We start from the raw sequence: 20,891 nt of genomic DNA, 5'->3' as shown, positions 1-20,891 counted from the left end.
AGCTGCGATCATCGTGTTCCCCGCGCGAGCGGGGATGAGCCCCTGCCGCTGTGACGGCCTGCTCGCGCTGATTCGTGTTCCCCGCGCGAGCGGGGATGAGCCCCCGGCACGCAACTGCCGACGACGATTGTCCCAGTGTTCCCCGCGCGAGCGGGGATGAGCCCGGTATGCTTTGGGTGTTGATAAGTCGGCGTTTGTGTTCCCCGCGCAAGCGGAGATGAGCCAATCTGTTTTGGTCAAATGCCTACCTGTCATGGTGTTCCCCGCGCGAGCGGGGATCAGGGTGTCTCCTGTCCGTGCATTGACCGACACGATCGTCTGCGTGGTCACATGTGCCGCACAACTTGTCGGGGTCATGACGGCCTTAACCATTCCACCATTCCTGCGGTTCCCTCCCGAAGGGATGTGCCCTCGGGGCGTGACTGACTATTCGTGATCAGCTAGATGCCGGGGGTGCAGCTCGTGCGGTGGGTGCGGGTTGTTCTAGTAATCCGTTGCCGATTCTGGTGCCGTGCCACCGTGTGGTGCCCGGTTCCGGAGGGTTCGGTGGCTATCGCGGGGGAGAGGATTGGAAACGGTACCTATTAGAGCTGGAGTCCAGTGCCCGAGCGTGAACTTGAGCACATCGAGTACCACGATAGGCCGGATAGCAATCACCACCCCGGAGCACTGTGGCCTCCGGGGTGGTGATGACACGCTCGCTGGATCGTGTTGATTAGTAGAACAGGTGGGCGATCGCGACGATAACGGGCAGTGTGATCAGGGTGCGTAGCAAAAAATCGCCACCAGATGGTGGAAGCGCACCGGGATCCGGGAGGCGAGCAACATGCCACCCACCTCGGACATGAAGATCAGCTGCGTGACTGACAGGGCGCCAATGATGAACCGGGTCATCTCCGCGTCAATCGAGGCAGCGAAGGCTGCCGGCAGGAGCATATCGGCAAAGCCGATCAGCATGGTCGCCGACGCCTCTTCGGCCTCCGGGACCTGCATGAGGTTCAGGACCGGAATGAACGGGGTACCCAACCAGGTGAACAACGGGGTGTGTTCGGCAAGCATCACCGACGCGGTACCGATCGCGAGGATACTGGGCACGACCACGACCCACATCTCTAAGACGTTGGAGAATCCGTGCCGGAGGACTGAGCCCAAGTGCACCTCACAGCCCCGTTTGAGCCCGTTATTCCAGGCCCGACGCAGCAACCCGCGCCGTGGAGGAGCTGTCTCTTCTGGCTGGGGAGTTACCCCTTCAGCGTAGTCATCGGAAATTCGTGACAGTGGTGGGATGCGCACCATCACGACGCCGGCGACGAGGCCGGCGACAACGATGGTGAGGTAAAACGGCAGGAACATGTGCTGTAGGCCCAGGTATTCCAGGATCACAACAGTAAAGGTCACCGAGACAATATTGAAGGTGGTACCCAATACCGCAGCTTCGCGCTTGGTGTAGTACCCCTGCACGTACTGTTGGTTGGCCATCAGCACGCCAATGGAACCGTCTCCGAGCCACGAGCTCAGGCAGACCACCGAGGAACGACCGGGCAACCGGAAGAGTGGGCGCATCAATCGGGTCATCAGCGCACCGACAAAATCCAGCAATCCGAAGTTCAACAGTAGCGGTAGTAACAGGCCGGCCAGGAAGAACACCGACACCAGCACCGTGGCCAGATCCATGATCACCATACCGGTGTTCTCGCCCCAGACTTGCTCTGGCCCGAGCTGCAGGACGATGAGCACCGCGAACACGAGGCCCAATACGCGTACTGTCATCCACATCCAGCCGATGTCGAATAGCGTGCGACCCAGGTGGTTATCCAGGAAGGCGGGTCGCGCAGTCCACCAGACCAACGTGCCGATCACCGATATGGCGACCAATGCGACGACGATCCAGGGCACGAGAACACCGAGGGCGGTGGTCAGGGAATCGGAGAGAAAAGCGATCGGGATGGTCACGGAACCGGCGCCATCGGGTACCGGAACCATGAATATCAGCACCCCGAGGAGCGAAGGGAGGAGGAACCACCAGGTGCTGGAGGCCCGGGAACGGGTCGGCTGGGCCGTCTCATCGGGGTGGGGGGTGGACGTCGACATCTCACTCATCGGATACCGTCCTTTGTGTTGCCCGATGGAGCCGAACCGGAAGCCATCGAAGCCATATCAGTGTTATCAGTGGTGTTGATGTTGTGTATGCGGTCGAGGCGCACCGGAGCGAGCTCGTCCCACATGTCCCCGGGACCGGGGTTCTCGGGGGCGCAGGCTCCGCCGAGGTGGTGGGCCACGCCCCAGACTGCGTTCAACGCGGTGGTCACCGCGCCCTCGGCCCAGCCGGCGGTGAAGGAGATATCGTCACCGGCCAGGAAGATCCCGCGCTGGTGTTCCGCCAGGTCGTCTTGGATGAAGTGGCCGAATAACCGCTCCTGGTACCGGTAATGCCCGGGCAGGTTATTCTTGAACGCGCCCATGAAGTTCGGGTCTGCCTCCCACGAGACGGTGATCGGTTCCCCGACGATGTGGGATCCGATATCCAGACCGGGATAGATCTTGTGGAGCGAGTGTAGCATCAGCCGGGTGCGCTCAGACGCATCCAAAGACAACCACTTTAACGCGTCGTCATTCCAGGTGTAGGACAGCAGGATCGTTGCGGGCTGATCGGGCCCATCATCCAGCAGGTAGGTCGCGCGGGGGAGCCGGTCGGTCAGCGTCATCGACATCGCCGGGCGCCCCGTTTGCGGGTCCACATCGCGCCAGAACGGGCGGTCCACCATCACGAAGGTCTTAGAGGAGAGCATGTAGTGGCTCTTTTCGATGGCGGTCCACATATCGGCGGTAAATAGGGACTCATCGGTGTCGATCCGGCTGGAGAGCAACCAGGACTGGCAGGTCACCACCGCGGCAGCGTACTCGCGGGTGCGACCCCACTTCTCCTTGATGCGGATGCCCCCGGACAGTTCTGGATTCTCAGCCTGATGGATGCCGGTCACCGCACCTCGCGGGGTGCCTGCATGCAGAGAGGCCAGGGAGGTGCCGACCGGCCAATACACCAGGTCTTCGGGGGCGTGCTCCCAGAGTTCCAGTGGTAAGCGCTGTGCCCCACCGACGATGCCACGGTGCTGGTCATCGGCATCGGTGAACACCACACGCAATACCTCCAGGATCGAGTTCGTGAAATCGGTATCCCAGCCACCGGATCCGAAGCCGACCTGGCCAAAGGTCTCCAGGTGTTCGAAGCTCAGCTCACCAAACGCCTGGGAGGATGCGAGGAACCCGTAAAACGAGGTGTCGTCGTGCGTGGCGACAAGCTCATTCCACAGACGCTTCAGCGTGGCGGTGTCCCGGGTCCGGATGGCGGTTTGTACGGCTTCGAGCTCGGCGTCCTCCACCAAGGCGCGTTTCCACGCCCGGGCCACCTGCTGATAGAACTCGGGAAGATCCTCGGCGGATTCCGCATAGATCGTCTGGTTTTTCAGCTCCACTACAGTGGAAGGAGTGACATCGGCCAGAGGGTTCGGGAATGCGCGGGTTTCCAGCCCCAACTTGTCCACATAGTGGTAAAAGGCCCGACCCGAGACGGGGAAACGCATCCCGCCTAAATCCACGACGACGTCGTCGTTACCGTCGAAAGCTTGGGACTTCAGCCGGCCCCCAATGGCCCCGGCTTCGTAGACGACGGGCTTGAGTCCCATCTTCATCAGCTCGTAGGCGGTGATCACGCCGGCAAGCCCGGCGCCAATGACCGCCACCTCGGTGCCGTAGGCCGATTCGGGAACGGAACCCAGCCCGGCCGGGTGGGCCAAGTAATGGTCATAGCTAAACGGGAAATCAGGGCTGAGCATCGTCAGCGGAGGCTGTTCAGCAGGTGAACTCATGGTGAGCCTTTCGGGATGTGGTCGGAGTGTCGGTCAGCGGGCGGAGCACTGTCTTAGCGCAATGACATGCTCATGGAGGAGATCAGCTCATACACCACGTGGCTGGCAGCGATGCCAGTGAGCTGAGCGTGGTCATAGGCCGGGGCCACCTCAACAACGTCGGCGCCCACGATGTTCAGATCAGAAAGCGAGCGGATGACCCGAAGCAGCTCGCGGCTGGTCATTCCGCCGGCCTCCGGCGTGCCGGTACCGGGGGCGTGGGCCGGGTCCATCACGTCGACATCGATGGAGATATAGACGGGCCGGTCGCCCAACCGGGCGCGAAGACGCTCAATTGCTGCAGCGATGCCGTGTTCTTCGATGTAGACACTGCCGGTGATCTGAAAACCCAGTTTCTCATCGTCGTCGAGATCGTGCTTGCCGTACAGCGGTCCACGCGTACCCAGGTGTGCGCTCGCGGTGAGGTCAATGAATCCTTCCTCGGAGGCGCGACGGAACGGGGTGCCGTGGGTGACCGGGGCACCAAAGTAGGTATCCCACGTGTCCAGGTGGGCGTCAGCGTGCAATACCGCCACCGGGCCGTGTTTCTCGGCCATGACTTTCAGCAGGGGGTAGGCGATGGTGTGGTCGCCACCAATGCACACCAGTCGGTCGGCGCGCTCGAGCAGTTCGCGGGCACCATCAGCCACCTGGGCGACGGCTTCGTCGAGATTGAACGGGTTGGCCACAATGTCCCCAGCATCGGCGACCTGAGCCACAGCGAACGGGGAGATATCTTGGGACGGGTTATACGGACGCAATAGGCGAGAGGACTCACGCACGTGTGAGGGCCCAAAGCGGGCACCGGGACGGTAGCTGACACCGGTGTCGAAGGGTACCCCGGCCACCGCGATGTCGGCGTGACCGACCTCGTCGAGAGTGGGTAACAGGGCGAAGTTGGCCGCTCCGGCGTAGCGCGGGGTCTGCGATGAGTCACGGGGGCCGATCGGTTCAAAATGGTGCGACGTCGCCATAGCGTCTCCTCAGCTGCAGGTGTGATGTGTGGCACAGATATGTTCCCTCGAATACTAAGCGCAGTTTCTGGCCTCAGCAATGTGACAAACGGGTACGATCCGCGTGCTAGAGCGCGGATGTGACACGATATCCCACGATAGTGCGCACCAAAGCACCGGTTCAGAGACATTTCACGCACGATGTGTTCACCTTGAGGCTCGTCTGCGCCGAATTCGGCGTGTTGGATGATCGGGTTCTGAGCACTATAGCGGTCGGTAGGCATAATGGGACCATGCGCATCGCCGTGTTCCAGCAGACCGCTAAGCCAGGACAGATCGAGCACAATCTCGCACTGATTGAGATCGCTGCCGACACCGCCGCAGCCCAGGATGCCGCGCTACTACTCACCCCGGAATTATTCGTGGTCGGATACGCACCGCAGCGCATCCGCGACCAGATCAGCCCCGCAGACGTTGCCTTCGCCCACGGTGAGCTGGCAGACATTGCTCGCCGTTATCGCATCGGACTCGTTTACAGCCTGCCCGGGGATGAAGACCCCGCCTGTCGGGGAATTACCGCCACCCTGGTGGACGCCACCGGCACCCGGCGCGCGCATTATCAGAAGGTTCATCTCTTCGGCCCGGAGGAGAACGCCGCGTTCCAGGCCGGAACCCAAGCCCCACCGGTGGTGGAGTTCGACGGACGACAGGTGGGGTTGGCCGTGTGCTACGACATTGAGTTCCCCGAGATGGCCCGGGCGGTGGCCGCCGCCGGCGCGGATGTTTTGCTGGTACCCACCGCTTTGGCCGGTGATTTTCCGGAGATCCCGCACCTGGTGATTCCGACCCGAGCGCTCGAAAACCGGATGACGGTCGCCTACGCCAATCACGTGGGCACTGCAGACGGATGGGACTTTAAAGGACGCAGCGTAGTGGCCGGTCCCGACGGCGCGGTGCTTGGTGCGCTGCAGGACGAACCGGGGCTCGTCGTGGTTCACGTCCCCGCCCGCCCGCAGCCCGGACCCGAGGGACCGTGGTACCTGCAGGATCGTCGCCCCGAGATCTATCGCCACTGGGACACCGGCAGTTTGTCGCAGTGCGCCCGGAACGATCCTGCCACCCAGTCATGACCCCCGACCTCGACGACGCCCTGATTCAAGCCTTGCGCGAAGACGGCCGGGCCACCTACCGGCAGCTGGCCACCCGACTCGGTGTCCCCCGTAGCTTGGTGTCGACACGGGTGCGAGCTCTGCTCGATTCGGGCGAAATGCGCATCGTGGCCGCGGCCGACCCGGCCTTTGTCGGCGATCGCGCCCTGGCCCATGTCTCGATCACCGGCCAGGGAGATCTCACCGGACTGACCGAGGGGCTATGTGCGCGCCCCGAGATCCCACTGGTCTCAGCGACTTCGGGGCCGGTGGATCTGGTGGCCGAGATCCGCGCCACCGACCAAACCGCGCTACGCGAAACGCTGTGCTGGATTCGCGGGCTCCCCGGGGCCGATACCGTGCGGGTGAACCTCTACACCGACGTCATTCGTGGCACCTTCGCCTCGCACTTCACCGGTGAGGTCACCGTCGACGATATCGATGCCGCTCTGATTGAGCAATTGAACGTTGACGGTCGCACCAGTTACCGCGATCTTGCCGAGCGGGTGCGACTGTCCCAAACCGCGGTGCGGGCTCGGGTGCACCGGATGCTGCAGGCCCGGATCCTGAAGATCAGCGCCGTGGTGCGCCAAGACGCCGGCTCCGCCCGGGTGAAAGTCGGTGTCGGACTCAACCTCGGCGGCGATGAATCCTCCGTGCTGACAACACTGGCCGACAGTCCCGAGACCGAATTCACCGCGCTCACCCTGGGCGGATATGATCTGATCGCCACCGTCTCCGGTGGCTCCCCACCCGAACTATTCGCCCGGCTCGAGCGACTGCGCGCCCTGGATGCGGTCCACCGGATGACCACCTGGTTCCACCTGCACACCGTTAAAGAGGACTACGGCCGATCCGTGTCCTCACTGTCCTCTCTGCGGAGCTGAGCTGTGGGGCCGCCGTCTTTTAAACTGAACCCATGTCCTTACAGTCTGCCGATGTGGCCCAGACCCTGTTTTTGTCCACCATTCCCGGGGCAACCCCCTCGAAATGGGTGCACCGGTTCACCTCCGATGGCTCGACGCGCAGAGTACAATTGGTCAATCACGACGAGTCCTCGCAAACCCTGTTTTTACAACCGGGCCCAGACGGCACGGTCCGCGGTATTCCACAGTTGGGTTACCTGCGCTGGAGACGCGATGCCAGCTGGCACCAGCTGGTCACCGCCCACGGGCTCGACCCCGATGAGGTGCACCTGGTGTCGTTATACGAAGAAGAACCGGTCATTGTGGTCTGCCTCGATCACCTGCTGGCCGCCTGGGACCCGCAGGCCGATGGGCCCATTCCTGCTGAGGAGCTCACCGAGGGGTTCCTGGACCCTGCCGGCTTCGCTCCACCGGTTGCCCCTGATGCCCTGGAGCCACCGGAGGTTCCCGGCTCCGGGGAGCGCATGGCGATCGAGATCGTGGCCACAGGCACCGGCTTCACGCTGTTGCCGGCCTCGGTGGCACGCATGTTCGGGGTCAAACGAACGCTGACCCTGCCCACCACGGCGCATCCGGGCTGGCAGGTTGGGCTAGCTTGGCGACGAGACCTAGATTCCCCGCTGATTCAAGACTTCATCGGGGTCACCAAAGGCCGCCGGCCCTCCTCCCAGCGCTGGACCTAGCCCCTTACTGGACCTAGCCCAGCCGGCCGGGCTCGGCTGGGGAAAATTCCTCGTCTTCGACCGGTTCGGTATCGCGAAGTTTGGCGATCAGCGTCATCAGATGGAAGACGATCAGCGTGGTGCCAGTACCCAGCGCGATGCCACCAAACTGGGCACCGGCCATCGAAATCTGCGGGTCGGCAATGGCCACGATCAGCCCGGCCCCGGCGGCCATGAGGTTAATGGTGTTGGAGAAGTCCACCGAATTCTGCACCCAAATCCGGGCTCCCATGATGCCGATCATGCCATAGAGAATGATCCCGGCCCCGGCGGCCACCCCCGGTGGAATGGTGGCAATCAGGGCCCCGAACTTGGGGAAGAACGCCAGCGCGAAGGCCACCGTGGCCGCCACCCAGTAGGCGGCGGTGGAGTACACCTTCGAGGAGGCCATCACACCAATATTTTCGGCGTAGGTGGTATTACCCACCCCACCGCCGGCACCCGAGAGCGTGGTGGCGAGCCCGTCGGCCATCAGGGCTCGACCGTTGTAGCTGTCTAGATTCTCCCGGGTCATCAGCCCCACGGTGCGCACGTGGCCGATATTCTCGGCCACCAACACGAACACCACCGGAACAAACAGGAACACCACGTCTAGGTGGAATTCCGGGGTATGGAAGGGTGGCGCCCCCAGCCAGTCGGCCTGCTCCACCGGGGAAAAATCGATCTGCCGCTGGACCAGGGCCAGGAGATACCCGGTGACAATGCCGATCAAAATCGAGAGTCGCCCCAGCATCCCGCGGAATAACACCGCAGCAATTACCACCGCCGCGGTGGTACCGAAAGTCGTCAGCGGTACCTCCACCATGGCCTCGGTCGTGGACCCGGCCAGATTCAAACCGATCAGAGCCACAATGGTGCCCATCACCACCGGTGGCATGAGCGCGTGAATCCAGCCGGTACCGACCTGATGGACGACCAGGCCCACTAAGAATAAGGTGACCCCGGCGATGAGTACCCCGCCCATGGCGGCATACATGTTATGGGCCTGGGTGGCGGCGGTAATGGGTGCGATGAAGGCAAAGGAGGATCCCAGGTAGCTGGGCACCCGCCCGGCGGTCAGGAGCAAAAACAGCACCGTGCCCACTGCGGAGAAAAACAGGGCAGTGGTCGCCGGAAACCCGGTCAGCGTCGGCACCAGCACAGTCGCACCGAACATGGCCATCACGTGTTGCACTCCGACCCCGATGGTCAACGGCCAGCGCAACCGCTCTTCTGGTAGCACCACTTCACCGGGACGAATGTGCCGTCCATCGCCATGGAGTCTCCAGGTGAGTCCGAGTTTCTGTCTCAAAGTGCCGGCCATGGCCTCCCCTTATGCACGAGTGCTGTGATCAGATCGGCTCGATTGTAGCCCATTCTCACCCGGCGTGACTTTCTCCGGTAGCGTTAACCCCGTGAGTAAACAATTGGGCGTGATTGGTGAAGCACTCGTTGATGTGGTGATCTCGGATACCGCCGAACAACGAGCCTTTCCGGGCGGATCGCCGCTGAACGTGGCCGTCGGGCTGGCCAAACTGGGTCACGATGTCTTTTTTGCCGGTCGCTGGGGTCGGGACGAGTTCGGTGATTTGATCGATCAGCACGTGAGCACTCACGGCGTGAAACCGGTGCTCGAGCGGGTGGAGACCACCTCCGTGGCCCGGGCCTACCTCGACCCCTCCGGAGTGGCCTCCTATGAGTTCGACCTGAACTGGGAGGTGCCCGAGACCTTGGTCACCGACTTCGCCACCGCCACCGGCGGAGCCGAGCTCGATCACGCTCACGTGGGATCCATCGGTACTGTGTTAGCACCTGGAGCCGCCACGGTGCTGAGAGCTCTGACCGCTGTGCGCGAGCACGCCACCATCAGCTACGACCCCAACTGCCGGCCCACCATTTTGCCCGATCGGCAGGCCTACCGGCAGCGGGCCGAACAGATCGTGGGCTTGACCGATATCGTCCACGCCTCCGATGAAGACCTCACCTGGCTGTATCCGCACCGCGAGATCACCGACTCCCTGCGCGATTGGGCGGCCCGCGGGCCGGGACTCGTCATTGTCACCCGAGGCGCCCGCACCATTCTCGGATGTTGTGCTGACGGGGAGATTTTTGAGATGCCGATCGTCCCGGTACAGGTCGCCGACACCGTCGGGGCCGGAGATTCCTTCACCGCCGCATTGTTGTGGGCGTTGCACCAGGTGCTCGGCGATCGTGCGGGCATCCACCGACTTTCCACCAGCGCCGCCCAGCACGCGGTGCGCATCGCCGCACACGCCTCGGCGATCACCAGCTCCCGGCCGGGAGCCAACCCACCCGAGACCGCAGAACTCCTGGCAGCGCTACAGGTTGCCGGCATCGACCCGCAGGGCTTACCGTGAACCGGGATGGCCTGAGCCCGCACGGGGAATCCGTCGAGCGTGACGCGACGGGCCATCCCGTGCGCCGGCCGGGCCTGATCGCCTCCGATCTCGACGGCACCATCATCTCCTACCGTCACCCCGCCGGTGGGTCGGTCATCACCCCGCGCACCACCGCTGCCTTTCAGGCCGCCCAAGAAGCCGGCATCCCGGTGGTCTTTGTGACCGGCCGACCCATGCGGTGGATGTCCGGACTCGTCGCGACTCTGAACGGGCCGGCGATCTGTTCTAACGGGGCGGTGATCTATGACTTGAGCTCTGAGACCGTGCTGGAGGCCCACCCGATCCCGGTAGCGAGTGTGGTCGCCGTCTACGAGGAGCTCCGCCGGATCGAACCCGGAGCTCGGTGTGGATTTGAAACCCTGACCGGCTTCGTGGTAGAGGCCGGCTTTCGAGATGACCACCCCGAGGACCCCAGTGGATATCACCCCGGAGGGTTGCACCACTACCCGCGCACCATTGACGGCTTGGACGAGCATCCCGGGGTGCTGAAGTTCATGGTCCGCGTTCCCGACCGGGAACCCGACCAGCTCTTGGCCAGGGTGCGCGCACACCTGGGTACCACCGTGACCGTGACCCATTCGGCCCCCGGCCAACCCTTGTTGGAGATCTCGCGGGCCGACGTGAATAAAGCCGCGACCCTGGCCGATTACGCCACCTCGCTGGGAGTCCACGCCAACGAGGTCGTGGCCTTCGGCGACCAGCTCAATGATGTGGAAATGATTCGCTGGGCCGGCACCGGGTACGCGGTCGGCTCCGGACACCCCGAGCTGAAAGCAGCCGCCAATGCGGTCACCGCGGACTGTGACGATGACGGGGTGGCCGCGGTGATCGAGCATTTGATGCACCTACCCACCTAGGATCTTCTTTATCGAGAGCGGGGCAAGTGCCGTGCCTCATGTTGTTGAGCATGAATGGATTGTCGTAGTTCAGATTTGAAGGATTGCATCGTCGTAGCAGGGTCTGATGTTCAAGCTGGTGTCGTGGCGACTTTACGTTATTTTCTGGCTTTATGGGTTTGAACTGTTAGATGTCTTCGTTTTTGTTATGGCCTTCTGGGTCTGCCGTGCTGGGAAATGATTTAGCTGAGCTCGATCGGATTCAATGATTGGTAGAACTTGAACCGTCCTGGGTTTTGTTCCGTCCTAAAATGAGAGGATAGAACTATGCCAACCAAATACCCGCAGTCGTTTAAAGATCGTGCCACGCGCATGGTGTTTGATCGGCTCGAAGATGAAGACGCGCCGAGCCGGTATGTGGTGATTCGTGAAACCGCGCCCAAGCTCAGTATCGCGACACAGACGTTGCGTCGTTGGGTGGAACGAGCTGAAGTGGATACCGGTCAGAAGTCAGGGGTGTCCACGGATGCCCAAGCGCAAATCCGGAAGCTGAAGCGGGAGAACGCGGAGCTGTGCTGGGCTAATGAGATCCTCAAGACGGCGTCAGCTTTTTTCGCAGCGGAACTCGACCGCCCCACGACGAGATGATTGCTTACATTGACATGTTCAGGGATCGTTTCGGAGTCGAGTCCATCTGTCGTGTTTTGGGTGCGACAGACCGTGGGTTCATCACCTCAGGTGGCTATCGGGCGGCGAAAGCCCGTCCTGCCAGTGATCGTTCGCGTCGGGATGCAGCCCTGATCCCAGTGGTCAAAGAGCTGCACCAAGCCAATTATGGGGTTTATGGGGTGGGCAAAATGTGGCATGCCATGAGACGTGCTGGCTGGGATGTGGGCCGTGACGAAGTGGCTCGGCTGATGCGCCTGGCGGGACTTAGCGGTGTGGTGCGAGGACGAAAACCCCACACCACCATCGCTGCGAAGGTCTCGGATCAGCGGCCAGATTTGGTCAACCGGGACTTTGGCGTCACAGCACCCAACCGGCTGTGGGTCGCGGATATAACCTATGTGCGCACCACCAGCGGGTTTTGCTACACCGCGTTTGTCACGGATGCCTTCAGTCGTAAGATCGTGGGCTGGTCGACCCGCACGACGATGCGTACTGATGCGCTGCCCTTGGAAGCGTTAGAGCACGCGCTGCTCAGTGCTAAGGACCAAGCCCTGGATGGGTTAGTCCATCACAGCGACCGTGGCTTGCAATATGTCAGCATTCGCTATACCGAACATCTTGCCAAGGCTGGTCTGACGGCATCGGTTGGGACCGCTGGAGATGCTTACGATAATGCATTGGCCGAGACGGTTAATGGCTTGTATAAGACCGAATTGATTTATGCTCGGCCCGCTTGGCCGTCAGCTACTGAGGTGGAATTCGAAACGATGAACTGGGTCCACTGGTGGAATACCACCCGATTGCATGAAGCCTTGAACTACCAGACCCCGACCGAAGCCGAAACCAGCTACCATATGACCCAGGCACAAGCCCTAAGCCCCGTATAGAAAACGGAACAAAACCCAGGGCGCTTCAGTAATCTTAATTTTCTTGTTCTTCTTTTGTGGAAGCAGTGGAGTTATGATCGTGGCTTTCTAAATTGCGTCTACTGGAGTACACCCCAATTTTTGCGGTATATGCCCCTGTGGTAATTACTGCACCGATCACGGTGAAATAAAGAACCATAGCAACAGCCCAGCCAAGGTCGGACATGTCTCGTTGGCCAATCGAATATCGAATGATTTCTGCGATTGACGAAGTTGAAAAACCGATAACCGCACCTGTCAGTGTGGCTTTCGACTTGCTCTTCATGCCTGTTATCTCCTCTGATTATTTCCACATTCAACTATAAGCAGGGTCACAGTAAGCTACTCATTTAGTTAAGCCTTCTTATGGCTTGGGCTGTGTCAAGGATTTCGTACAGTCTCTCGGTGTTTTTCTTGTGTTTCAGGCCGCTGCGGGTGGGTCCGCGGTGGTTGGTTCGTGGTGGTCGGCCCAGGCTCGTGCTGGGGTGCGGTAGCCCAGGCTGGAGTGGCGGCGGCGCCGGTTGTAGAAGACCTCGATGTACTCAGCCACAGCGAACCGCGCCCTGCCCCGAGTGGTGAAGACCTGCTGGTGATACATTTCGTTCTTCAACGTCGCGAAGAATGACTCCGCGGCGGCGTTGTCCCAACAGACCCCGGTCCTGCCCATCGACTGGATAAATCCGTGTTGTTGAGAATAATTAATGAATTCATCTGAAGTATACTGAGACCCATGGTCTGAGTGAAATATAGCATTCTTTTTCGCTCCACCCTGGGTGCGGGCCATCTCCAAAGCGTCGATGACCAGGCTGGTGCGCAGGTGGGTGGCGGTCTGCCAACCGATGACCATCCGGGTGGCCAAATCGATCACGGTAGCCAGGTACAGCCACCCCTGACCGGTACGCAGGTAGGTAATGTCTCCCACCAGTGCAGTACCGGGAGAATGGGACTCTGGAGCCAAGTCCCGGCCCAGCTTATCCTCGAAGACCTGGGCTCGACCGTCGACCACCGTGGTGGTCTTATACGCCCGCTTCTGCACCGCCTTCAACCCCAGTTCACGCATCAGCTCGGCCACCAGCCCCACCGAAGCTTCGAAGCCCTCCTGGTTGAGCTGAGCAGCCACACGCCGACAGCCAGCAGTGCCGCGCTGTTGATCGAAGATCCGGGCGATCTCGACCTTCAACACTTCCCGGCGGGCTTCGGTATCCGTGGTGGTGCCGACCCGGGCCCGCCACGCGTAGAACGAGGGACGCGCCACTTCCAGCTGGGTGCACATCCAGTCGATCGGGTAGTTGTCCTTCTCCGCCTCGATCAGGGCTGACTTCTCGTTCAGTCCTGCTCCCTGGCGAAGAAGGCCGCGGCTTTTTTAGGAATTCATTTTCCATTTTCAGCCGCCGGTTTTCTTCTTCTAACTCCGCTAACCGGCCATGATCAGCAGGAGTCATCGCCTTCCCCGGCTCTGGATTCTCTTGCCTGTATTTCTTCACCCAGTTACCCAACGTGCCAGGCTTGAGCCCAAGCTCGCCGGCAACCTCGACAATCTGCCGATCCGACTGGACCACCAACTGGACCGCCTCAGCCTTGAACTGCGGACTGAACTTCCGCCTCGATGATGTTGCCATACTCTTGATCCTTCCCCATCAAGAGAAACTGTCCAACATCCTTGATACACCCCACTTGTCAAGTTTGTTGTGTAGGGGATTGGGTTGAGAGGTAGGGGTTGATTCGGTCGGGGTAGGTGGCGGCGAGTTGGGCGAGGGCTTGTTTCCAGTTCGTGGTGACTTGTTCTTGCACGAGTCTGCCGGCGGGTTTGCCGCGTTCCTTGGCTCGTTCGCGGGCGCGTTTGTCCTCGATCGTGCAGAGCGCTAGCTAGATCAGTTTGACCACGGCCTCGTCACTGGGGAACTGCGTGCGGTTCTTCGTGACTTTGCCCAGCTGATAGTTCAGCGACTCGATCGTATTCGTTGCATAGATCACCCGGCGCAGTGCTGGCGGGAATGCCAGAAATGGCACGAACCGCTCCCAGGCGTTCGTCCACGTCGTGACCGCTAACGGGTATTTCTGGCCGAGCTCAGAGGCTGCGACATCATCCAAACGCAGCCTTGGCGGTATCCTCGTTGCTTGCGGTGTAGCGGGCCTTTAATGCCCGTGATACGGCCTTGCGATCGCCGTAGGCAACGAACCTGTTCGCAGCCCGGCTCAAGGGGTACGACACAGGTCTGGACGAACGAGTCCAGCCAGGTCGCTTCGATTGCCTCTGGCAGTCCGGTCAGCCCGTCGCAACAGCCGTTCGAGCCCGGCCAGCGATGGGGCCAGAGTCAGTGCCAGGACGAAGGCGATGCAGGCGAGTCACTATTCTTCCACGACAACGGTCCAGACGCTCGATGACACCACCCACACCCGACAGACCTCGTGGAAGGAATCACCGTGCACACCCGCCAGACCTTTCCCACTCCACGCCGACACTATCGCCGTCTTCAACGCCCCGTCGTTCGACGATGAACGCGAAGCGACCATTATGCTCCACGGATGTCGTCGGTAGGCAGGTTGCCACCTACGTCTACTTCGTTACCGTCCTCCTCCTGGCCGCCGGAGGTGCCGGATGCTTCTCAGCCCTGCCGATTCGCGCCGCTGCCACCGGCGCACAGGCCATCACGTGGTACTGAAAGAAGCACGGCGTGAGCTACTGGGAACTGGTCGAACGCGCCGACCGCGGCCGGCGATGGGAATTGGCTGCCAATGCCGTCATCTTCAACGCTGCCTGGATCAGCGTTCGCGCCGAATGTGATGACCGGTTCCCCGCTTGTATCCGTACCCCCCCCGTCGCTCGGCACAAATGACCCCAGCCACACCCTCATCGATGCAATCGCGGGCCTGGCCGCCGGACCAGCCGTCGCCGAGCTCTTGACTACTCGCGCCCGCCATCGCGAGGCAGACACTCCCGATGCGGATTGAGCAACACGAGCCCCTTACCCCGCACATCACTGCACGGACACGATCCTAAATGGGGAATGGTTCCACACGCCGTTCTTGAATACCAGGTTCACGACACCCGACGAATCATCCACACGACAGAGCTCAGGCTCACACCCTAATACCGGTCCACGAGAGAAATAGCGGATACCTGCGCCAATACGTACGACAGGTTCTTCGACAGATACCACAGTCGGTGCACTGAAATTCGCTGGAATCTGCTTACCATTCACGCACAGCACCGGTGAAGCAAACATTCTCATGAACCAGCCATTCATCCAGTGTGTCTTCACGTTCACGCGTATGCGATTCATCCTCGCACCTCTTCGGCATTCGACAGTGAGCGAGATTCCCGCACATCAAAGTGATTCCATAAGGCACAATCTTGCAGTTTCACCGTAGGCCCCGTTGCCGCAAGCACAGCTCCGATCGTCACAAAAGCGAACGACCACAATCTAATCATGGCGATAAATATTCCATGAAGCAAGGAAGCGACGTACCTTATTGATATTGAGCGCGTAGCTCAGGTCGTGCCTCACGTATCGTGAGCGCGAAGCCATAGTGTGAACGCATGGATAAGGACATTGTCTCGATGAGTGCTCGGATTGAAGTCACCAAGCAATTACGTAGGGATTATCGCACGGGGTCCAAGGCGGAGAAGTCAGCGATTTTAGATCAGTTTTGTGCTTCCACTGGGTTGGGCCGGTCCACGGCCAGGCGGTATCTGACGTCGCAGACCATCGGGGTCAAAAACGTGGTGCGCATTGACCGTCGAAAGCATAAACCCACGAAGTATTCGGCGAATGCGAAAAAGCAGTTGATCCGGGTGTGGCGGTTGATGGGCATGCCCTCGGGCAAATACATGAAACCGGTGATGGAAGACTGGTTAGACGCGTTAGAAGCCCACGATGAGTTGGCGTTTGGCCGCTCCGGGTATAACCCCACGGTGCGTGCCCAGCTGGTGGCCATGAGTGCCGCCACGATTGACCGGTATCTCAAGGCCGAACGCGACCGGTTACGCCTCAAAGGCATCGCTACGACCAAGCCTGGGGCCTTGTTGCGCAACTCGATTACGGTGCGACAAGCCGGCGATGAGGTCGAAGACGAACCAGGGTTTTTCGAAACCGACACGGTGGCCCATTGCGGGCCAACCCTGCAAGGCGAATTCGCCCGCACCCTAACCATGACTGATGTGCGCACCGGGTGGGTGCACCTAGAAGTGCTCCGTCATAACGCCCAAGTGCACATCCTGGCAGGATTGGACCGGGCCGCAGCCGCCATCCCCTATGGGATCGCGGGCTTAGATTGTGACAACGGGTCAGAGTTCATCAACCACGAAGTCATGCACTGGGCTGCTGACCGGTTGATCTTTTTCACCCGGGGCCGGCCGTATCAAAAAAATGATCAAGCCACCGTGGAATCCAAAAACAACCACGCCGTGCGAAAATTTGGGTTTCACTACCGGTACGACACCGCAGATGAACGCGCCATCCTGGCGGCCCTATGGCAGGTGGTGGGTTTGAAACTCAACTACTTCACCGCCACCAAAAAACCCACCGGCTGGACCCAAGACGCCAGCGGGCGGCGCAAACGCCTCTATGACAAACCCAAGACTCCCTACCACCGGCTGCTGGATGCCGGGATCCTCTCCACCGCCCAACAAGAAGAGCTAGCGGCCATCTACCGCAGGATCAATCCAGCCCAGCTGACCCGCCAAATCCTGACCTACCAAGACCGGCTGATCAGCCTGGCCAAAGACAAAACCCTCACCATCGCCGCCGACCTCGACAGCAAGCACCAGGCCCGGCAAAAACGCCGCACCACCGGCATCCGCATCAAAGCCAGCTAACCCAAGTTTTCGCGCTCAAACTAGCTGAGGCACGACACTGCAGCCACGCGACCTCTCGCGCTCACGATCTGTGAGGCACGACTTACCCTTCGCGCTCAGTTTGACATGAGGCACTACGCCCGTCCACATTCTTTGATACACCCCATTATTGAATCTGGACTCAAGTTCATCTATGTTTGGTGTATGCGTGCGATACAGATCACACAACTAGAAGGACCCGAAGCCATCGAATTTAACGAGGTCGATGACCCCGTTGTCACTGACCCCGATAAGGAAGTACTGATCCAGGTCAAGGCCGCCGGGGTGGCCTTTCCAGAACTGCTTCAAACGCGCGGGCAGTACCAGATGAAGCCTGATTTGCCGTTCATCCCCGGAGCCGAAGTCTCCGGCGAAGTCCTCGACGCCCCCGAGTCCACCGGACTGGTTCCCGGAGACCGCGTGGCAGCGCTGTGCTTGCTCGGTGGGTTCGCCGAGAAAGTCACCGCCCGGGCTGACCTGACCTTCAAACTCCCGGACAACATCAGCTTTGAGCAGGGGGCAGCCTTTTTGTTCAACTACTGCACCTGCCAGTTCGCGCTCCGCCGTCGCGGGGCGATGAGCTCCGAGGACACCGTCCTCGTTCACGGTGCCGCCGGCGGTATCGGTACCTCCGCGATTCAGATCGCCAAAGCTTTCGGCGCTCGCGAGGTGATTGGCGTGACCTCCACCGAAGAGAAGGCCGAGATCGCCCGCGCGGCCGGCGCCGACCGTGTGGTGAACTCCGAGAATTTCCTCGAGGAACTCGGCCGGTCTTCCGTGGACATTGTGGTGGACCCGGTTGGAGGTGACCGCTTCACCGACTCGTTGCGCGCCCTGAAGCCGGAGGGTCGACTATTGGTTATCGGCTTTACCGCCGGTTCCATCCCCGAGGTCAAGGTCAACCGCCTGCTGCTGAACAATATTTCGGTGGTCGGTGTCGGCTGGGGTGCCTTTGGGCTGAACAAGCCCGGCTTTATTGCCGAGCAGTTCGCCGATATGGAAGAGCACCTGGCCGCCGGTCGTCTGGTGCCACCGCTCGGCCCGGTCTTTGATCTCGCTGAGGCCAGCAAAGCCCTACAAGTTCTGGAAACGCGCACCGCGACCGGAAAGGTGGTCCTGCGCGCATGAGCACCGAGGCATCCTCCCAGCGCATCTACATTCCCACTCTCGATGAGCTGGGAGAGCTCGAGCAGGTTTATTCTGTGACCGCCCCCGAACGGTGGCGTGACTACAACGATCACGTCAACGTCTTGGGGCACTACGAGTTCTTGATGCACACCCTGCACTACGGTCTGATGTCCATGGGCATCACCCCCGACTACATCCAGACCCATGGACGCAGCACCTTTACGCTGGAACAGCACGTGACCTTCGCCCATGAAATCCAGATCGGTGCCAAACTCGGTGGCTATGTGCGCCTAGTGGACCGCAACGCGAAACTCTTGCGCGGTGTGGCCATTGCTGCGAATCTCACCACCGGCGAGGTGGCCTCGATGGCCGAATTCGCCGATATTCACGTCGATATGTCCACGCGGCGGTCGACCGCCTGGAATGACGAGCTCGGTGACAAACTCGACCAGCGACTGGCCCACGATCGTCAGCTCAGCTGGCTGGCACCGGATTCCGGTAGCCTGAAGCTCCGTTAGCCCCCGACCCCTGATTTTCCTCGATTCCAACTCGATTTGAAGGAGTACCCCATGTCCACTACTGAACCACGCGTTGCCATCGTTACCGGTGCCGGTCGCGGCATCGGTGCAGCCATTGCCCAGCGTCTGGCCTCTGATGGCCTGAAAGTTGCGGTGCTGGATCTGGCCGAAGAGCAGTCCCAGAAGACCGTCGATGCCATCACCTCCGCCGGTGGCCAGGCCCTGGCCGTCGGCGCTGATGTCTCCGATGAAGACTCGGTCAAGGCCGCTGTTGCCAAGGTTGCCGATGAGCTCGGCGCCCCGACCGTGCTGGTCAACAACGCCGGCATCATCCGCGACAACCTGCTGTTCAAGATGACCGTGGACGACTGGGATGCCGTGATGGGTGTGCACTTGCGCGGTACGTTCCTGATGTCGCGCGAAACCCAGAAGCATATGACGGAGGCTGGCTTCGGTCGTATCGTGAATCTCTCCAGTGTTTCAGCCTTAGGCAGTCGTGGTCAGGCCAACTACTCCGCTGCCAAGGCTGGTCTGCAGGGCTTTACCAAGACCCTGGCGATCGAGCTGGGTAAATTCGGTGTCACCACCAATGCAATTGCCCCCGGTTTTATCGAATCGGATATGACCGCTGCCACGGCCGAACGCATTGGTATCAGCTTCGACGAATTTATTGAAAAAACCGTTGCGCAGATCCCGGTTGCCCGCAGCGGTAAGCCCGACGACGTTGCCCACCTGGCCTCCTTCCTGATTTCCGAAGGCGCTGGCTACGTGAACGGTCAGGTTATTTATGCAGGTGGCGGTCCCTTTGACTAATCAGCGGCCGACACCATCTGATGGTGCCAGCTCTGGTCAGTACTCTGCCGTGATGTTTGACTTCGGCGGAGTGCTGACCACCTCGTTGCTGGCAGGATTCCAAGCGTTCGGAGACAAGTACGGTAACCGTGACCTGCCGTTGAAGATCCTGGGTACCAAAGGATCCGCCTCTGCCAAGTTGCTCGGTGCCCACGAAGAAGGTCGCATCTCCGCGGCCGAATTCGAACAGGGCTACCACGAGGAACTGGCGGAGCACGGACTGCAGGTGCCTGATCGCGGGACCATTGAGGAGATACAGTCTTACCTCCACCCGGACCGGGAGACCATCGATCTCGTGGCAGAAATTCGTCAAGCCGGTATCCCTACCGGCTTGCTGTCGAACTCGTTTGGCGACAATACCTATGCTGGCTTTGAACTGGAGTCCATGTTCGATGCGGTCACCATCTCCGGAGTCATTGGTGCACGCAAGCCCTCACGCGTGGCATACCTCACCGCCTGCCAGAAGCTCGAGGTAGCTCCTGAGCAGACGGTGATGATTGACGATCTTCAGCATAATCTCGATGCAGCGGCCCGGTTGGGGATGGGAGCCATCCGCCATACCGATGCCGCCAGCACTCGCGCTCAGCTGAGCGACTTACTGAGTAATTACTCTGTGTAACGTCCCAGGGCCTCGGCAACACAAACCGGCTTTTCAATACCTTCGGCCTCATACACCTGCACGGTGGTGACCTGGGCTGAACCCTCGCCGACTTCTTCCACTGAAGAAATTGTCGAGGTCACGCGAATTCGGGTCCCCACCGGTAGGGGATGGGGGAAACGGACCTTGTTATATCCGTAGTTCAAGGTGTGGGTAAAGCCCTCCAGCTGAATCAGCTGCTCAGAGAAATACGGGCCCAGCGACAGCGTGAACAGCCCGTGAACAATGGTGCCACCCAACGGGCTGGCCTTGGCTCGTTCGACATCGATGTGGATCCACTGATGATCTTCGGTGGCATCGGCGAAAGCGTTGACTTTATCCTGATCAACCGTGTACCACTCCGTAGGGCCCAGTTCCTTGCCCTGGAGTTCTTTCAGTTCGGCGATCGAGCTGACGGTGGTGACTTCTACCATCGTGATATCTCCTTCTCGTAGG

Annotated in this window: 19 protein-coding genes, 1 pseudogene and 1 CRISPR repeat array (1 of these 21 only partly in view); of the genes and pseudogenes, 12 read left to right on the top strand and 8 right to left on the bottom strand. The window is 60.5% G+C overall.

Annotated features, from left to right (window positions below; all coding sequences use genetic code 11):
• Positions 1 to 285: a CRISPR direct-repeat array (repeat unit 29 nt; unit sequence GTGTTCCCCGCGCGAGCGGGGATGAGCCC) (it extends 3,283 nt beyond the left edge of the window).
• Between the two features lie 137 nt (positions 286 to 422).
• Entirely contained in the window at positions 423 to 614 is a 192-nt protein-coding gene (locus DCC27_RS09000; RefSeq protein WP_110110701.1) for a methylated-DNA--[protein]-cysteine S-methyltransferase, read from the top strand.
• Between the two features lie 145 nt (positions 615 to 759).
• Here the strand turns inward: DCC27_RS09000 and DCC27_RS08995 are convergent, their stop codons facing one another.
• From DCC27_RS08995 to speB, 3 genes are read right to left on the bottom strand one after another with little or no spacing between them, the layout of a single operon-like run.
• Positions 760 to 2,100, bottom strand: coding sequence for a YjiH family protein (locus DCC27_RS08995; RefSeq protein ID WP_210403467.1), 1,341 nt, complete (start codon positions 2,098 to 2,100; stop codon positions 760 to 762).
• A complete protein-coding gene (locus DCC27_RS08990; protein WP_233488053.1) occupies positions 2,097 to 3,866 on the bottom strand; it encodes an NAD(P)/FAD-dependent oxidoreductase in 1,770 nt (589 codons plus the stop codon). The genes DCC27_RS08995 and DCC27_RS08990 overlap by 4 nt, the downstream gene beginning before the upstream one ends.
• Before the next feature lie 53 nt (positions 3,867 to 3,919).
• Positions 3,920 to 4,879, bottom strand: coding sequence for an agmatinase (gene speB / locus DCC27_RS08985; RefSeq protein WP_110101487.1), 960 nt, complete (start codon positions 4,877 to 4,879; stop codon positions 3,920 to 3,922).
• Between the two features lie 272 nt (positions 4,880 to 5,151).
• On the opposite strand from speB, the gene DCC27_RS08980 reads away from it, so the two are divergent.
• Genes DCC27_RS08980 through DCC27_RS08970 form a run of 3 tightly spaced genes read left to right on the top strand, consistent with a single transcriptional unit; the run spans position 5,152 to position 7,615 of the window.
• Positions 5,152 to 5,988: a nitrilase-related carbon-nitrogen hydrolase gene (locus tag DCC27_RS08980; protein WP_110101488.1), complete on the top strand. Its 837-nt coding sequence runs from the start codon at positions 5,152 to 5,154 to the stop codon at positions 5,986 to 5,988.
• Positions 5,985 to 6,893: an Lrp/AsnC family transcriptional regulator gene (locus tag DCC27_RS08975; protein WP_110101489.1), complete on the top strand. Its 909-nt coding sequence runs from the start codon at positions 5,985 to 5,987 to the stop codon at positions 6,891 to 6,893. The genes DCC27_RS08980 and DCC27_RS08975 overlap by 4 nt, the downstream gene beginning before the upstream one ends.
• A gap of 32 nt (positions 6,894 to 6,925) precedes the next feature.
• Positions 6,926 to 7,615, top strand: coding sequence for a LysR family transcriptional regulator substrate-binding protein (locus tag DCC27_RS08970; RefSeq protein WP_110110700.1), 690 nt, complete (start codon positions 6,926 to 6,928; stop codon positions 7,613 to 7,615).
• A 13-nt stretch (positions 7,616 to 7,628) separates the two neighbouring features.
• On the opposite strand, the gene DCC27_RS08965 is transcribed toward DCC27_RS08970, so the two are convergent.
• Entirely contained in the window at positions 7,629 to 8,957 is a 1,329-nt protein-coding gene (locus DCC27_RS08965) for a uracil-xanthine permease family protein (RefSeq protein ID WP_110101490.1), read from the bottom strand.
• A 91-nt stretch (positions 8,958 to 9,048) separates the two neighbouring features.
• Here DCC27_RS08965 and DCC27_RS08960 point away from each other — a divergent pair, with 91 nt between their 5' ends.
• The 3 genes from DCC27_RS08960 (at position 9,049) to DCC27_RS08950 (ending at position 12,445) form a co-directional block, all read left to right on the top strand.
• Complete coding sequence (locus DCC27_RS08960; RefSeq protein ID WP_233242979.1) at positions 9,049 to 10,011, top strand: carbohydrate kinase; 963 nt, start codon at positions 9,049 to 9,051, stop codon at positions 10,009 to 10,011.
• A complete protein-coding gene (locus DCC27_RS08955; protein ID WP_233488056.1) occupies positions 10,008 to 10,910 on the top strand; it encodes a Cof-type HAD-IIB family hydrolase in 903 nt (300 codons plus the stop codon). The genes DCC27_RS08960 and DCC27_RS08955 overlap by 4 nt, the downstream gene beginning before the upstream one ends.
• Before the next feature lie 306 nt (positions 10,911 to 11,216).
• Positions 11,217 to 12,445, top strand: a protein-coding gene (locus DCC27_RS08950) for an IS3 family transposase (RefSeq protein ID WP_110110699.1) whose coding sequence is annotated in 2 segments (ribosomal slippage) — positions 11,217 to 11,496 and positions 11,496 to 12,445 — 1,230 coding nt in all. Because the reading frame shifts where the segments join, the coding sequence is not laid out codon by codon here.
• A gap of 34 nt (positions 12,446 to 12,479) precedes the next feature.
• On the opposite strand, the gene DCC27_RS08945 is transcribed toward DCC27_RS08950, so the two are convergent.
• The 3 genes and pseudogenes from DCC27_RS08945 to DCC27_RS08935 all read right to left on the bottom strand — a co-directional run.
• Positions 12,480 to 12,749 (bottom strand): hypothetical protein, encoded by a 270-nt coding sequence (locus DCC27_RS08945; RefSeq protein WP_110101492.1) that lies wholly within the window; start codon positions 12,747 to 12,749, stop codon positions 12,480 to 12,482.
• A 135-nt stretch (positions 12,750 to 12,884) separates the two neighbouring features.
• Positions 12,885 to 14,082 (bottom strand): IS3 family transposase gene (locus tag DCC27_RS08940; RefSeq protein WP_371682193.1). Its coding sequence is split into 2 segments (ribosomal slippage): positions 12,885 to 13,821 and positions 13,820 to 14,082, totalling 1,200 coding nucleotides; the frame shifts between segments, so codons are not numbered across the junction.
• A 58-nt stretch (positions 14,083 to 14,140) separates the two neighbouring features.
• Positions 14,141 to 14,745 (bottom strand): annotated as a pseudogene (locus DCC27_RS08935) (transposase); the annotation flags it as partial.
• 1,259 nt (positions 14,746 to 16,004) lie between these two features.
• Here DCC27_RS08935 and DCC27_RS08925 point away from each other — a divergent pair.
• The 5 genes from DCC27_RS08925 to DCC27_RS08905 all read left to right on the top strand — a co-directional run bounded on the left by DCC27_RS08925 (position 16,005) and on the right by DCC27_RS08905 (position 20,417).
• Positions 16,005 to 17,282: a DDE-type integrase/transposase/recombinase gene (locus tag DCC27_RS08925; protein ID WP_208392075.1), complete on the top strand. Its 1,278-nt coding sequence runs from the start codon at positions 16,005 to 16,007 to the stop codon at positions 17,280 to 17,282.
• A gap of 183 nt (positions 17,283 to 17,465) precedes the next feature.
• Positions 17,466 to 18,428 carry an NADPH:quinone oxidoreductase family protein gene (locus DCC27_RS08920; protein ID WP_110101623.1) on the top strand — a complete coding sequence of 321 codons (963 nt, stop codon included), beginning with the start codon at positions 17,466 to 17,468 and terminating at the stop codon, positions 18,426 to 18,428.
• Complete coding sequence (locus DCC27_RS08915; protein ID WP_110101622.1) at positions 18,425 to 18,946, top strand: thioesterase family protein; 522 nt, start codon at positions 18,425 to 18,427, stop codon at positions 18,944 to 18,946. Before DCC27_RS08920 ends, DCC27_RS08915 begins: the two co-directional genes overlap by 4 nt.
• 51 nt (positions 18,947 to 18,997) lie before the next feature.
• Positions 18,998 to 19,759 carry a 3-oxoacyl-ACP reductase FabG gene (fabG, locus tag DCC27_RS08910; RefSeq protein ID WP_110101621.1) on the top strand — a complete coding sequence of 254 codons (762 nt, stop codon included), beginning with the start codon at positions 18,998 to 19,000 and terminating at the stop codon, positions 19,757 to 19,759.
• Positions 19,752 to 20,417, top strand: coding sequence for an HAD family phosphatase (locus DCC27_RS08905; RefSeq protein WP_199445918.1), 666 nt, complete (start codon positions 19,752 to 19,754; stop codon positions 20,415 to 20,417). Before fabG ends, DCC27_RS08905 begins: the two co-directional genes overlap by 8 nt.
• Here DCC27_RS08905 and DCC27_RS08900 read toward each other — a convergent pair.
• On the bottom strand, positions 20,405 to 20,869 hold the full coding sequence (locus tag DCC27_RS08900) for a MaoC family dehydratase (protein WP_110101619.1): 465 nt from the start codon (positions 20,867 to 20,869) through the stop codon (positions 20,405 to 20,407). The genes DCC27_RS08905 and DCC27_RS08900 overlap by 13 nt on opposite strands.
• Positions 20,870 to 20,891: the final 22 nt, after the last annotated feature.

Source organism: Auritidibacter sp. NML130574 (assembly GCF_003185725.2).
Classification (GTDB): Bacteria; Actinomycetota; Actinomycetes; order Actinomycetales; family Micrococcaceae; genus Auritidibacter; species Auritidibacter ignavus.
Note: the sequence above shows the minus strand (reverse complement) of the source record. Positions and strands in the feature narration are given on the sequence as shown.

Bases quoted from the DNA above. Each gene is read 5' to 3' on its own strand.
- DCC27_RS08970 (WP_110110700.1), top strand. From the start codon at position 6,926: ATGTCCTTACAGTCTGCCGATGTGGCCCAGACCCTGTTTTTGTCCACC.
- fabG (WP_110101621.1), top strand. From the start codon at position 18,998: ATGTCCACTACTGAACCACGCGTTGCCATCGTTACCGGTGCCGGTCGC.
- DCC27_RS08900 (WP_110101619.1), bottom strand. From the start codon at position 20,869: ATGGTAGAAGTCACCACCGTCAGCTCGATCGCCGAACTGAAAGAACTC.
- DCC27_RS08980 (WP_110101488.1), top strand. From the start codon at position 5,152: ATGCGCATCGCCGTGTTCCAGCAGACCGCTAAGCCAGGACAGATCGAG.
- DCC27_RS08915 (WP_110101622.1), top strand. From the start codon at position 18,425: ATGAGCACCGAGGCATCCTCCCAGCGCATCTACATTCCCACTCTCGAT.
- DCC27_RS08945 (WP_110101492.1), bottom strand. From the start codon at position 12,749: ATGAAGAGCAAGTCGAAAGCCACACTGACAGGTGCGGTTATCGGTTTT.
- DCC27_RS08995 (WP_210403467.1), bottom strand. From the start codon at position 2,100: ATGAGTGAGATGTCGACGTCCACCCCCCACCCCGATGAGACGGCCCAG.
- speB (WP_110101487.1), bottom strand. From the start codon at position 4,879: ATGGCGACGTCGCACCATTTTGAACCGATCGGCCCCCGTGACTCATCG.
- DCC27_RS08925 (WP_208392075.1), top strand. From the start codon at position 16,005: ATGGATAAGGACATTGTCTCGATGAGTGCTCGGATTGAAGTCACCAAG.
- DCC27_RS08975 (WP_110101489.1), top strand. From the start codon at position 5,985: ATGACCCCCGACCTCGACGACGCCCTGATTCAAGCCTTGCGCGAAGAC.
- DCC27_RS08990 (WP_233488053.1), bottom strand. From the start codon at position 3,866: ATGAGTTCACCTGCTGAACAGCCTCCGCTGACGATGCTCAGCCCTGAT.
- DCC27_RS08965 (WP_110101490.1), bottom strand. From the start codon at position 8,957: ATGGCCGGCACTTTGAGACAGAAACTCGGACTCACCTGGAGACTCCAT.
- DCC27_RS08920 (WP_110101623.1), top strand. From the start codon at position 17,466: ATGCGTGCGATACAGATCACACAACTAGAAGGACCCGAAGCCATCGAA.